Origin of the sequence: Brevibacillus gelatini (genome assembly GCF_050920745.1) — a bacterium.
Classification (GTDB): domain Bacteria; phylum Bacillota; class Bacilli; order Brevibacillales; family Brevibacillaceae; genus Brevibacillus; species Brevibacillus gelatini.
On record NZ_CP154342.1, the window covers coordinates 4,022,408 to 4,036,286 of the forward strand.

Below are 13,879 nucleotides of genomic sequence, written 5' to 3' on the forward strand. Positions count from 1 at the left end.
CTCCCACGTTTTCCAATGTTAAATTCGCAAGAAGCGGCGCACGGACACCAAGCTTCCCCAGATTCCGATAAACGCGCCAATCGCCAGCAAAGCGAGGGCTACCTGATACACCAATGGGAACAGTGGCAACAGTTTGAACAGTTGGGAGGCTTCGAAGCTGGCATTGATCGCGTCCAGCAAGTAGTAATAGCCGATTGTCAGCATGATAATCGGGATCAATGCCCCGCACACTCCCATCAGCAGTCCTTCCACAAAAAAAGGCCAGCGGATAAACCAGTTGGTGGCGCCAACCAGCTTCATGATCTCGATCTCTCGGCGTCTCGCAACAATCGTCAGTTTGATTGTGTTGGCAATCAAGAACATGGCGGTAAAGCCCAGACCGATGATGAAGGCAATTCCGACGTTTCTCAAGGTGTCAGTGGCAGCGAACAGCTTTTCAACCGTCCCCTCGCCGTAATTCAAGCTTCTGACCGATTTCATCTGCTTGATTTGACTGGCGACAACCGGCGTATCCTGCGGCTGCTTCGTCTTGACCACAAACGAATCCGGGAGCGGATTTCCGTTTTCCAGGCCATCAAACAGGTATGCCTTGTCGCCCATACTCTCCTTGAACCGCTTCAAGCCTTCGTCCTTGGAGATGAACTCGACGGACTCCACAGCCGGCATGCTGCGCACGCTTTGTTCAAATTTGTCCAGGTCTTCCTTGGGGGTAAGATCGGCCATGAAGACGCGAATTTCCACTTGTTTTTCGACCGATTTTGCAAAGTAGTTGACATTCATTGCTAAAATAAGGAAAACACCCAAAATGAGAAGGGTGATCGTAACGGCACTGATTGACGCGAACGACATCCAGCCGTTCCGGCCGAGGTTTTTGACCCCTTCACGGACATGGCGTCCCAGCGTTCTAATCTTCATAACCGTAATCCCCTCTCTGCTCATCACGGGCGATCTGTCCTGCCTCAATGGCAATGACCCGCTTTCTCATCGTGTTGACAATCTCCCTGTTGTGCGTCGCCATGACGACCGTCGTTCCGCGCTGGTTGATTTCCTCAAACAGCTTCATAATCTCCCACGACGTCTCCGGATCGAGGTTTCCCGTCGGCTCGTCGGCGATAATGATGCCTGGGTTGTTCACCAAAGCCCGCGCGAGAGCCACCCGTTGCTGCTCGCCGCCAGACAGCTCGCTTGGCAGCATTTTCGCCTTGTGCTTCAATTTGACCAATCCGAGCATGTCCATGACACGCGGTTTGATCTGCTTTGGACTGCTCTCAATCACTTCCATCGCAAATGCGACATTTTCGAATACCGTAAGTGTCGGCAACAGTTTGAAATCCTGGAAGACAACCCCGATACTGCGGCGAACGAGCGGAATTTGCCGCTCCTTGATCCGGCTGACATTGAAGCCGCCGAGAAAAATCTGGCCCTTGGTCGGCTTCTCTTCGCGGTACATCAGCTTGATGAACGTCGATTTTCCCGCTCCGCTCGGTCCCACCACATACACGAATTCGCCTTTTTCAATCCGAATATTGATACCCTTCAATGCATTCGTGCCATTCGGGTACGTTTTCCAAACATCAAACATCTCGATCAAGCAAATCACATCCTACATAGTCAGATCCTTCTCTATTCTCTTGATCCTGATTTTTTGTTTTTCCGCCGAAAATGCTGCTTTTTCAGGCAAAATCGACAAAACCCCTCTTTCCCTCGGGCAACCGTTGCCATACCTTGTTGAAAAACGGCCGAGTTACCCATCTTACTTATTATACCACCCTGTTTCGCGGATGGTATCCACTAAATCTCTCATTTCTTGTCGAAACCGCCTCGTTTCCCTGCCATCCGACATGAAATGTGCAAAAAGTCGCGGCAGCACATCGCTTGCTGGTACAGGCCAGAGCAGTCAGTTACAATAAATGTATGCAAGATTGATGGGAGGAACTGGCAATATGGAAAATTTCGTTTACTATAACCCGACACAACTCATTTTTGGCCGCGGACAGTTGGTCCAGCTGGAGGAAAAAGCCAAGCAACTCGGCAGCAAGGTTTTGCTCGTATATGGCGGCGGCAGCATCAAGCGCTCCGGTCTTTACGACAAAGTCATCGCGCATCTGCAAGCTGCCGCCTGCCGCGTAGTGGAACTGCCTGGCGTCGAGCCTAACCCTCGGCTCAGCACAGTGAAAAAAGGAATTGACCTGTGCCGGACAGAAGGGGTCGACTGGATTCTCGCCGTGGGCGGCGGTAGCGTGATTGACGCGGCCAAGGCAATCGCGGTCGGCGTCCCCTACGAAGGCGATGTGTGGGATTTTTACTCGCGCAAGGCAACAGCCGAAAAAGCCTTGCCGCTTGGCACCGTCCTGACGCTTGCCGCAACCGGCTCAGAAATGAACAGAGGCAGCGTTATTACCAACTGGGAAACAAAAGAAAAGCACGGGGCTGGCACGACCTTCCCGACCTTTTCCATCCTCGATCCGGAGAATACGTTCACTGTGCCGCGCGATCAGACCATCTATGGCATCAGCGATATTTTGTCGCACGTATTTGAACAGTATTTCACACATACGACCGAGATTCCGCTCCAGACGCGCTTCGCCGAGTCGATCATGAAGACCGTCATTGAAAACGCTGAACGCGTCCTGGAAAATCCGCACGACTACGATGCCCGCGCCAACATCCTGTACTGCGGAACGATGGCACTCAACGGCACACTGCCTGTCGGCGTGACAACCGACTGGGCTACCCACTCCATCGAGCACGCCGTAAGCGCCATTTACGACATTCCGCACGGCGGCGGTCTGGCGATCATCTTCCCGAAATGGATGCGCTATGTCTATCGCGAAAACGTAGCTCGCTTCGTCCGCTTCGCCGTGGAGGTGTGGAATGTCGATCCCGCTGGCAAAACAGACGAGGAAGTGGCGCTGGAAGGCATTGCCGCAACAGAAGCGTTCTTCGCCCGCATCGGTGCACCGACTCGTTTGGCAGACTACCAAATTACGGACGAGCATTTGGAAGAAATGGCGGAAAAAGCGACGCCGTTTGGTCCGATTGGCCAGTTCAAATCCTTGACCAGTCAAGACGTCCGCGAAATTTTGCGCATGTCATTGTAAAAAGGAAAACAACGCCGCACTCTTCACACGAGAGATGCGGCGTTGTTTCGTTTACTCGTTACGCTGGTGATCCTACGTCAATCAGCGATTCAATCATCACTTTTTGACTGTTTTTATCGACCCAGGCATGTGTCTCTTTCCATTTTTCCTGATACCAGGCAATCTGCGCTTCTACCTGATTGCGCGCGGTTCCGCCCAGCACGTTGCGGGCGTTCACGACGGTTTCGACCGCCAGCGCGTCGTACACATCTGCCCCGATGACGCCCGAAAAGCTCTGGAACTCTTCCAGCGTCAAATCCAGCAAATATTTTTGCTGTTCAATGCAGTACAGAACTGTTCTGCCCACGACCTCGTGAGCCTGGCGAAACGGCATGTTTTTGCGTACCAGGTAATCCGCCAGATCGGTCGCGTTGGAAAAGTCGTTGGTGACAGCCTGACGCATGCGCTCTGTCCGCACCTGCATCGTCTTAATCATCGGCGTCAGCAAAGCGAGAGCGCCGTGGATGGTCGCCACCGTATCGAACATGCCTTCCTTGTCTTCCTGCATGTCCTTATTGTAGGCGAGCGGCAAGCCTTTGAGCACAGTCAACAGACCAAACAGGTTGCCGTAGACACGTCCTGTTTTTCCGCGTACCAGCTCGGCTACGTCCGGATTTTTCTTTTGCGGCATGATGCTGGAGCCTGTGCAGAACGCATCGTCCAGCTCCACGAAAGAAAACTCCTGGCTGCTCCAGATAACCAGTTCCTCACACAGACGGGACAGATGGGTCATCAGCAAGGAAGCATCCGCCAAAAACTCCACGATGAAATCGCGATCGCTCACCGCGTCCATGCTGTTTTGGTAAATGCCGTCGAACTGCAGCATGTCCGCGACAAACGTCCGGTCAATCGGGAAGGTCGTGCCTGCCAGAGCGCCAGCGCCAAGCGGCAGCACATTCACCCGTTTCCATGTTTCCGTCATCCGTTCAATATCGCGCTGCAGCATGGAGACATACGCCATCAGGTGGTAGCCGAACAAAACCGGCTGCGCACGCTGAAGATGCGTATAGCCTGGCATGACCGTATCGAGATGCTGTCCGGCCTGCTCCAGCAATGCTTCCTGCAAATACATGGCCAGCTGGATGATCTCCATCAGCTTTTCTCTCAGGTACAGGTGCATATCGAGTGCGACCTGGTCGTTGCGGCTCCGTCCAGTGTGAAGCTTGCCCCCCACCGGACCGATTTCCTCAATCAGCATTTTTTCGATATTCATATGGACATCTTCGTGCGCAACCAAAAATTCCGCTTGCCCGCGCTCGATTTTGTCTTTGACTTTTTTCAAGCCGGCGATAATCTGACGTACTTCCTCCATCGGCAGGATGCCGCACTTGCCCAGCATGGCAACATGAGCCAGGCTGCCGACGATGTCCTGCCGCCACATCTTCTGGTCAAAAGAGATAGAAGCTGTATATTCTTCTACGAGCTGATTCGTCGGCTTCGTGAAGCGTCCTCCCCACAGTTTCATTGCGTGATCGCATCCTTTTCATCCAAAATCTTGATTGCAGTGTTTTTGTTTTCATGCAGTACGCCTTCGTTTACTTCTGCGTACACTTTGGTTGGCAAGCCCCACAGCTTGATGAAGCCGAGCGCCGCTTTATGGTCGAACTGGTCGCCAGCGTTGTAGGTTGCCAGCTCATGGCTGTAGAGCGAAGAAGCAGACTTGCGGCCTACGACGATGGCATGGCCTTTGTGCAGCTTCACGCGCACGACGCCCGTTACGTGTTTTTGCGTCTCTTCGATGAACGCCTGAATCGCGTTGCGAATTGGCGAGTACCACAGACCTTCGTAGATAACTTGCGCCATTTTTTGCTCGATAATCGGTTTGAACTGCGCTACTTCACGAGGCTGCGTCAAAAATTCCAGCTCGCGATGTGCCAGGATCAGTGTAGTGGCAGCAGGTGTTTCATACACTTCACGGGATTTGATTCCCACCAGGCGGTTTTCCACATGGTCGATGCGGCCAACGCCGTGGTTTCCAGCGATTTTGTTCAGCTTCAGAATCAGCTCGGACAATGGCAGCTCTTCGCCGTTCAGCGCAGTCGGCTTGCCTTGGACAAACGTGATTTCGATTTCCTCTGCTTCATCTGGAGCATCTGCAATCGACTTCGTCAGATCGTACGCGCCTTCTGGCGGCGCTGCCCACGGATCTTCCAGAACGCCGCACTCGCAGCTTCTGCCCCACAGGTTTTGGTCAATGCTGTATGGATTGTCCAGGTTGATCGGGATCGGAATATTGTTCTTTTTCGCGTATTCGATCTCTTCGTCGCGAGTCCAGCCCCATTCGCGAACGGGCGCCACGATTTTCAGGTTCGGATTGAGCGCTGTGAAGGATACGTCGAAGCGCACCTGGTCGTTTCCTTTGCCCGTGCAGCCGTGCGCTACCGCAACCGCGCCTTCTTTTTCCGCGATCTCAACCAGCACGCGGGAAATCAGGTAACGCGACAAAGCGGATACGAGCGGGTACTTGCCTTCGTACATCGCGTTTGCTTTCAGGGCCGGCAGAACGAATTCTTCTGCAAAAGCTTCCTTCGCATCGACGACGATCGATTTGAGCGCGCCTACTTGCAGCGCTTTTTTCTGGACGAAATCCAGGTCTTTTCCTTCGCCTACATCCAGCGCAACCGCGATTACGTCGAAATTGTAAGTGTCTTGCAGCCATTTGATCGCTACTGATGTATCTAAACCGCCAGAATAGGCCAACACAATTTTATCTTTTGCCATTATTCTCTCTCCCCGTTTCGAAGTATCACTCATGTGAGTAATTATACAAATGAGTTAATAAAAATACAACCACTTTTCTTGTTTATTCGTGATATTTTCGCAGACAAAATCAGGAAGCGCTTTCTCGGTGAAAAGGCGGTATCCTGTCTGGCGCTTTTGCTTTTCCGGCTTGTCCTCCTGGTTTCGAGGGGGCTTGTTGTGGCTTTGTAGCAAGGAATGCGGGTGCGTAAGCGCAGACCTCGGTTTAGGTTTTTGTGTATGAATATTCTGTTTATTGTGGATCTGTGTTCTTTCTTCATTGAATGAATGTGCAGTCCAATACCTTGTCCCACGCATAGAAACGTTTTTATGCAAAAAAGGGGAGATTTATGCACGATGCTGCTAGCTCTCCCGAATCTGACCGTAACTTCGGAAGCGCCCAAACAAAAAACAGTTACAAGAGGCAGCTAGCTGTTTGCCTCCTGTAACTGTTTTTTCGGATTCGATTCTTGCCCAATAATACGCTGCAGTTCCTCTCGCGGAAGTCTTTCCACTATCGCGACAAAATGGCTGGCCAGTTCTGGATCGAACTGCGTTCCTGCTCCTCTGCGTATTTCCTGAAGGGCTTCCTCGACCGGCAATCCTTTTCGATAAGGCCGATCTGCCACCATCGCATCGAACGAATCGGATATGGCCAAAATTCTCGCAATGAGCGGGATCTCATCCCCCTTCAAACCATCAGGGTATCCTCTGCCGTCCATTCGCTCATGGTGTGATCGTATCGCAGGCAAAAGCTCATGAAACATGCCCGCCTGCAAAATAATTTCATATCCAATCACCGTATGCTGTTTAATCTTATCGTATTCCTCAGGTGTTAATTTTCCTTTTTTATTGAGAATCTCATCTGCGATGCCAATCTTGCCTATATCGTGCAGGATACCCCCAACATACACTTCCTCCACTTTATCCGCAGGCAATCCAATTTCTATGGCAATTTCCTTTCCCCAGTGAGCAACCCGTTGAGAATGTCCGCTGGTATAGTGATCGCGGGCGTCAATGGAGGCTGCCATGGCTGTCAAAAAATTGTGGTTAAAAGATTTGACCTCTTCAACCTTTTGTTGAAGCCTTTGAAGATTCTCGTAGTAATGATGAAAGACATGGCTAATTGTATAAAATGCAATCATCATCGGAATCAATGTCAGTGGTCCGTAAGTCTCTACTAGCCTGGCACCTACGCCTGCTAAAATCATAAGCAACAAATAAGTAGAGGTGAACCCCTTGGCCATCGCCTTGACTGTTTGAACCCAACTGTTTTGATAGAAGTAAGATATCCCTAATCCACATAACATAAGGTTTACAAACCAGTAAACTACTGCTAAAAATATATCCGATATGATGGGAGAGATTGTACCGAAACTGTTAATCCACTCATTCAAAGTAGCTACTACCCAAATCGTCATTAGTAGCTGCCCAATGTTAAAAGCTGCTTTTAAAGGATGAATCCTTCCCAGAAAAGCAATGATAATCGATTCAATTAACGCAGTCCATACCCCTACCCAAACACCGTATAACAAGATCCCCGAAAAAATGACAGCATTATTTACTGTCAAAATAGTGTTGGAAATTCGCACAGGCGAAAAACAGGAAAAGATAGTGAGGAGAGTATAGGTAAACAATACTCCCCAATGTTCTCTGGGCTCCCATTCCGATATTGAGCTGTAAGAAATACAGATTGCAGCTATACCAAAGCCAAACTGCACTACAATGCCCTTTATCAGATTTGAGAGATTAATTTTTTGTCGCATATCTTTTACCTTCATGAAGCTGTAATAGCGAGATCGGTTTATTCATCAAACGCTGAACTAGCAAAAAGGCTCCTAACATAATAAAGATATCCCCAATACTGATTACCCTTGGAATAATCAAAGGCATGTAAATTACATCGGTTAAAAATGGCAAATTCGAACTTTCCGTCAATACACTGTGCTTAAAATTCGTTCCGTTGATAACAGGCTCTAAATCATATGGTAACTTTTTTGCTTGCTCCAAATCTATAGGCATTTTTCCATTGTTTGTCCAAATAGCAATTGCATTTAGAAACCATCCGATCAAAAATATGCGCATGTCTTCGAACTCTCTGTTACATATCAGGAACGCTAATATAAATACATACGCGATCGAAATGAAAATGCCTCCCACTGTAGGAAAAAATGCAGCGCAAACTTGGAGAACAATCGTAATGACGAGCAACACAACTTTTTTAAACTTGGGAAATTCCTTTATTCTCCCCCCTCGTATTAAAGCAACAATAAAAGATAAACAAATTACATCCAAAAGCATGCCGCTTGCCTCCAAAGATTTAAGAAAAAACACCACTCAAGCAAGCGGTGTTTCCTCGAAAAATTTATTATCCGACATGGAAGTTTGCAGAAGTAGCAGCAACAATCGCTACCACCATCAAGATCGCTGCGAACCATTTTTTCATCTCGATTTCCCCTCCTTACGTGCATAGTGGAGAAAGCTGGCTTCGCTACTGGTTTTCAATCAGAGGCCAAGCGACCAGGTACAGCCTCTGCACCGTCTTTCCTTTCGCACTGGTTGCGAGAAGGGCGGATTCGCTACTGGCTCCATACAGACCAAGCGACCAGATACAGTCTGTATTTCCTCGCAACTTTCCTGACTATATTTTACACATAAGTGTCAAAATTCGGCAATGATAGATTCGTAGTCTATTGGATTTAATTCCGATTAGTTCTATCCGACTGGCACTATGTTCACACCAGCGCTGCCAAAATTGCCTTTTGCGCATGCAGGCGATTTTCCGCCTGATCGAAGATGACGGAGCGCGATCCGTCGATGACGCCTGCGGTCACTTCCTCGCCGCGATGGGCTGGCAAGCAGTGCAGGAAAAGGTAGTCGCGGTCTGCTTCTGCCACCAGATCTTCATTCACCTGGTATCCGGCAAACGCCTTCATCCGCACTTCATTTTCCGCCTCGAAGCCCATGCTGGTCCAGACATCTGTGTATACAGCGTCTGCCCCTGCGACTGCTTCTTTCGGATCGTGCGTCACCATCATTTTTCCGCCGCTCTGTTTCGCGTACTCGGCAGCCTTTGCCACGATAGCCGCATCCATCTCATAGCCGGCAGGTGTCGCCACACGCACTTCCAGGCCGAGCAAAGCGGCTGCGAGAACGAGCGAGTTGGCTACGTTGTTCCCGTCGCCCACATAGGCGAGCTTGACGCCTTTGAGCTTGCCTTTGTGCTCCCAGATGGTCAGCATGTCGGCCAGAGCCTGGCATGGATGGTACAGGTCGGTCAAGCCGTTGATGATCGGGATCGAGGCGTGCTCGGCAAGCTCTTCCACATAGGAGTGGGAGAACGTGCGTATCATGATCGCGTCCACGTAGCGGGACAGCACCTTTGCCGTGTCGCTGATCGGCTCTCCGCGGCCCAGTTGCAGTTCTTTTCCGCTCATGAACATGCCAAGCCCGCCGAGCTGGTGCATCCCTACTTCAAAGGAAACGCGCGTGCGCGTCGACGCCTTGTCAAAAATCATTCCCAGCGTCTTGCCCTGCAAAGGCTGGAACGGTTGTCCCAGCTTTTGCAGCTGCTTGATGTGCGCCGCGAGATGGAGAAGCTCCATCAGTTCGTCGCCGTTAAATTCATCGACACGCAGGAAATCTTTTCCTTTATGCTTTTGCAGGGGCAAGTTTTGAAAGTGTTCCAATATCTTCACTGGCTGCATGAGAGCCACCTCTTTTCATCATAATGGACTTCACATATAACGAGAATGTATCTGTTGCACAGAACAGCGGAACTCCTTGCTGCACCATCCGGCTGCGCAAGGCAAACCCTCTTCTGCCCTGTTGATTTCCTTTTGTAGCGGTGACTAGCGCAAAGGCTGCCTGTTCTTTTTGCAGCAGTTGGTTCCAGGCTGCCTCATCTTCTACGACATGCTTGACCGATACGCCGGATGCTGTCAGCCAGTTGGCCGTGCCTGCCGTCGCTGCGAGCGTGGCACCATCTGCCTGAAGCTGTCCGATCAGTTGGCCGATCTCTTCCTTCTTGTCTGCATCCGCCAGGGAGATCATGACGAGCTGACCGTTTTTCCAGTCGCCGTACAGGTTGTCTTTGAAGGCAAATGCTTTTCCAGCCGCTTCCTCAAACGTCCGTCCGAGTCCGAGCACTTCCCCGGTCGATTTCATTTCCGGTCCGAGTACCGGGTCCACGCCGTTCAGCTTGATCGTCGAGAACACAGGAGCTTTGACGACGGCAAAAGGAATCTCCGGCAACAGCCCGGTTCCGTAGCCCATGTCCGCCAGCTTTTCTCCCAACTGGGCGCGCACAGCCAACTGGACCATCGGGATGCCCGTCACTTTGCTCGTGATCGGCACCGTCCGGGATGCGCGCGGGTTAACCTCCAGCACATAAACGGTATCGTTGTCGATGACGAACTGGATGTTGATGAGGCCGACCGCTTCCATTTCCCGTGCGATTGCCTCTGTGTAGCTGGCAATTTTGTGCTTGATCTCATCCGACAGTGCCGGAGCCGGGAACAGCGCCACGCTGTCGCCGGAGTGAATACCGGCTTTTTCCACGTGCTGGAAGATGCCCGGGATAATGACGGACTGCCCATCGCAGACCGCATCGACCTCTGCTTCCCGGCCTGGGACGTATTTGTCTACCAGGAGCGGGAAAAATGCTTCGCTTTGCGGATGATGGAGCCATTCGTTAATCGTCGCTGTCAGCTCTTCGAGATTGTTCACGACCACCATGCCTTGCCCGCCGATGACGTAGGAAGGCCGCATCAGAACCGGGAAGCCGATTTCCTCCGCAATCGCTGTTGCATCTTCCAGGGACGAAACGCCTTTGCCCGGGATATGCGGGATGTTCAGCTTGCGCAGCATCGCGTAAAACAGCTCGCGGTCCTCTGCGCGCTCAATAGCGGTCAGCGCTGTGCCCATGACCTTCAGCCCTGCTTGCTCCAGCTTTGCCGCCAGATTGATTGCTGTCTGTCCGCCGAACTGAACCATGACGCCCTCTACCTGTTCGCGCTCGGCGACATGCAGCACGTCTTCTACATGCAACGGTTCAAAATAAAGGTGGTCGGCTGTTTCGTAGTCCGTACTCACCGTTTCCGGGTTGTTGTTCACCACGATGGCTGCGATTCCGCTTGCTTGCAGCGCTTTGGCGGCATGCACGGAGCAGTAGTCAAACTCGATGCCTTGCCCGATGCGGATTGGCCCGGAGCCGAGCACGAGCACTTTTCGCCCGGTCAGCGTTTCTGCTTCGTCTACACCTTGCCAATCCGAGTAGTAGTATGGAGTCTGCGCATCAAATTCGGCTGCGCACGTATCGACAATTTTGTAGGTTGGCGTGATGCCTGCTTGCTCGCGCTGTTGTTTGATTTGCTGCGGCGTTGCTCCTACCAGCGAAGCAATCGTTTCATCCGCGAAGCCGCTGCGCTTTGCCGCAAGCAACAGCTCTGGCGAAAGCGTACTGCTGTCGTGTGCGGACAGCTCTGCCTCCAGATCGACGATTTTGCGCAAGCTACGCAGGAAAAACGGATCGACGCCTGTTAGGCTGTGCAGTTCTGCTTCTGTGAAGCCTTTGCGGATCGCTTCGGCAAAAACGAACAGGCGGATGTCGGTCGCGTCCTGCAACGCCTGTGCAAGCTGCTCGCGCGTCCAGGTGGCAAGCTCCGGACGGGACAGGTGCGTGCAGCCCTGCTCCAGCGAACGAACGGCTTTCAACAGTCCCGCTTCCAGATTGCGGGCAATCGACATGACTTCGCCTGTCGCCTTCATTTGTGTCCCCAGCTTGCGATCCGCATGCGGGAACTTGTCAAACGGGAAGCGTGGAATTTTTACCACAACGTAGTCCAGTGCCGGTTCAAAGCTGGCGTAGGTGTAGCCGGTAATCGGGTTGATGACTTCGTCCAGCCCGTAGCCCAATGCCAGCTTGGCCGCGATTCGCGCAATCGGATAGCCCGTCGCCTTGGAAGCGAGCGCACTTGAGCGGCTCACCCGCGGATTGACTTCGATCAGCACATAGCGGTCTGAGTGCGGATCGAGCGCAAACTGAATGTTGCAGCCGCCGACGACACCGAGCGAGCGAATCACTTTTGTCGAGGCGCTGCGCAGCATCTGATACTGACGGTCTGTCAGCGTCTGCGACGGCGCGACGACGATACTGTCTCCCGTGTGAATGCCCACGGGGTCGAAGTTTTCCATATTGCAGACGATGATGCAGGTGTCGTTTGCATCCCGCATGACTTCGTATTCGATCTCTTTCCAGCCTTTTACACTGCGTTCGATCAGGACTTGCCCGATGGGGCTGGCAGCGATTCCGCCCGCGGCGACCTTGCGCAAGGCTGCCTCGTCTTCCGCGATACCGCCGCCTGCACCGCCCAGCGTGTAAGCAGGACGGACGATGACGGGATAGCCGATCTTGTTGGCGAACTCGATAGCCGCCTCGACAGATTCCACGGTATCGCTCTCAGGAATAGGCTCGCCGATTTGCTGCATCAACTGCTTGAACAGCTCGCGGTCTTCCCCGTTTTGAATGGCGGCAAGTGGCGTGCCCAGCAGTTGGACGTTGTACGCTTCCAGCACGCCTGCCTCTGCCAGCGCAACAGCAAGATTCAGTCCCGTCTGCCCGCCCAGTGTAGGCAAAAGTCCGTCGGGACGCTCTTTGGCGATAATCGCTGTCACCGCTTCGACCGTGAGCGGCTCCAGGTAAACTTTGTCTGCGACCTGCTCATCGGTCATGATCGTCGCCGGGTTGTTGTTCACGAGGACAACCTGCACGCCCGCTTCCTTCAGCGAAAGGCAGGCTTGCGCGCCGGCGTAGTCAAACTCTGCTGCCTGGCCGATGACGATCGGGCCGGAGCCGATGACCAGAACTTTATGAATGTGTGGCAATTTAGGCATATCTCTTCGCTCCTACTACACGCATCGATTGCAAGAATTGGTGGAATATATGGGACGTATCGCTCGGTCCTGGGTGCGCCTCCGGGTGGTACTGCACGCTGAAAACGGGCAGGCTCACATGGCGCAGCCCTTCGACAGAGCCATCGTTTACATTGCGGTAAGATACGGTGAGCTGGCGTTTGTCCAAAGATTCCTCCTTGACGACGTACCCGTGGTTTTGCGAGGTCATGTACACCTTGCCTGTCACCAGGTCTTTCACCGGATGATTGCTGCCGCGATGACCGTACGCCAGCTTCTCGGTTTTGCCGCCGTACATCAGCGCCAGCACCTGGTGCCCGAGACAGATGCCCAATGTCGGGTACTGCTCAACCGCTTTTCGCCATTCGCTGCAATACGCCAGCAGGTGCTCCGGGTCGCCAGGGCCGTTGGAAAACAGCAGGCCGTCCGGCGCGAGCGCGTTGATTTGCGCAAAAGAAGTGTCGAACGGTACAACCGTCACACGGCAGCCCAGCTCCAGAAGCGAATCGAGGATCGATTTTTTCATCCCGAGATCGATCAGCACGACATGCTCTCCGGTTCCTGGGTAACGTTCGATTTGCTGGGTGGATACATTGGCTACCAGCGATTTTTTCGCATGCTTGTAGCGCAGGGACGCAACCTCCTCCGCTTGCATCGGTTGATCGGAAATGACCCCGAAGACCGGACCGTTTTGCCGGACGCGCTTCGTAATGGTTCGGGTATCGATCCCGGCCAAAATCGGGAAGCCGAATTCTTCTGCCGCCTGGGCCAATGTTTTCGTCGATTGGTAGTGACTCGGCTCGGTGCACAGCTCACTGACGATCATCCCCGTCAGGGCCGGCTTGGCCGCTTCGTAGTCGCTTTCGTTAATGCCGTAGTTGCCGATCAGCGGATACGTAAAAGTCACGATCTGGCCTGCAAAGGAAGGGTCTGTCATGACTTCCTGATAGCCAGTCATTCCGGTATGAAAAACCACTTCGCCGAAGCCGTCAATCGGCGCTCCGTAAAGCTGGCCCGCAAATACTTCTCCGCTCTCCAGCGTGAGGTATCCCGTTCCCAGCGATTGATTATCTCTACTCATTGATGAA

Annotated in this window: 10 protein-coding genes; 1 reads left to right on the forward strand and 9 read right to left on the reverse strand. The window is 52.4% G+C overall.

Translation table 11 applies throughout. The features are described 5' to 3' along the window. Positions 1–18: 18 nt before the first annotated feature. Positions 19–915, reverse strand: coding sequence for a permease-like cell division protein FtsX (ftsX, locus tag AAFJ72_RS19420; RefSeq protein ID WP_122906187.1), 897 nt, complete (start codon positions 913–915; stop codon positions 19–21). Beyond that, positions 905–1,591 carry a cell division ATP-binding protein FtsE gene (gene ftsE / locus AAFJ72_RS19425; protein ID WP_122906188.1) on the reverse strand — a complete coding sequence of 229 codons (687 nt, stop codon included), beginning with the start codon at positions 1,589–1,591 and terminating at the stop codon, positions 905–907. The genes ftsX and ftsE overlap by 11 nt, the downstream gene beginning before the upstream one ends. Positions 1,592–1,943: 352 nt before the next feature. Here ftsE and AAFJ72_RS19430 point away from each other — a divergent pair, with 352 nt between their 5' ends. After that, on the forward strand, positions 1,944–3,101 hold the full coding sequence (locus AAFJ72_RS19430; protein ID WP_432775345.1) for an iron-containing alcohol dehydrogenase: 1,158 nt from the start codon (positions 1,944–1,946) through the stop codon (positions 3,099–3,101). Positions 3,102–3,159: 58 nt separating this feature from the next. Here AAFJ72_RS19430 and argH read toward each other — a convergent pair whose 3' ends face one another. From argH to AAFJ72_RS19465, 7 genes are all read right to left on the reverse strand, one after another. After that, positions 3,160–4,605: an argininosuccinate lyase gene (gene argH / locus AAFJ72_RS19435; RefSeq protein ID WP_432775346.1), complete on the reverse strand. Its 1,446-nt coding sequence runs from the start codon at positions 4,603–4,605 to the stop codon at positions 3,160–3,162. Continuing rightward, complete coding sequence (locus AAFJ72_RS19440) at positions 4,602–5,861, reverse strand: argininosuccinate synthase (protein WP_432775347.1); 1,260 nt, start codon at positions 5,859–5,861, stop codon at positions 4,602–4,604. Before AAFJ72_RS19440 ends, argH begins: the two co-directional genes overlap by 4 nt. A gap of 446 nt (positions 5,862–6,307) precedes the next feature. Further along, a complete protein-coding gene (locus tag AAFJ72_RS19445) occupies positions 6,308–7,645 on the reverse strand; it encodes an HD-GYP domain-containing protein (protein ID WP_432775349.1) in 1,338 nt (445 codons plus the stop codon). Beyond that, complete coding sequence (locus AAFJ72_RS19450) at positions 7,629–8,180, reverse strand: DUF5317 domain-containing protein (protein WP_122906193.1); 552 nt, start codon at positions 8,178–8,180, stop codon at positions 7,629–7,631. Before AAFJ72_RS19450 ends, AAFJ72_RS19445 begins: the two co-directional genes overlap by 17 nt. Positions 8,181–8,614: 434 nt before the next feature. Further along, positions 8,615–9,586: an ornithine carbamoyltransferase gene (gene argF / locus AAFJ72_RS19455; RefSeq protein WP_432775351.1), complete on the reverse strand. Its 972-nt coding sequence runs from the start codon at positions 9,584–9,586 to the stop codon at positions 8,615–8,617. Further along, positions 9,531–12,773: a carbamoyl-phosphate synthase (glutamine-hydrolyzing) large subunit gene (gene carB / locus AAFJ72_RS19460; RefSeq protein WP_432775352.1), complete on the reverse strand. Its 3,243-nt coding sequence runs from the start codon at positions 12,771–12,773 to the stop codon at positions 9,531–9,533. The genes argF and carB overlap by 56 nt, the downstream gene beginning before the upstream one ends. Beyond that, on the reverse strand, positions 12,766–13,872 hold the full coding sequence (locus tag AAFJ72_RS19465) for a carbamoyl phosphate synthase small subunit (protein WP_432775353.1): 1,107 nt from the start codon (positions 13,870–13,872) through the stop codon (positions 12,766–12,768). Before AAFJ72_RS19465 ends, carB begins: the two co-directional genes overlap by 8 nt. Positions 13,873–13,879: the final 7 nt, after the last annotated feature.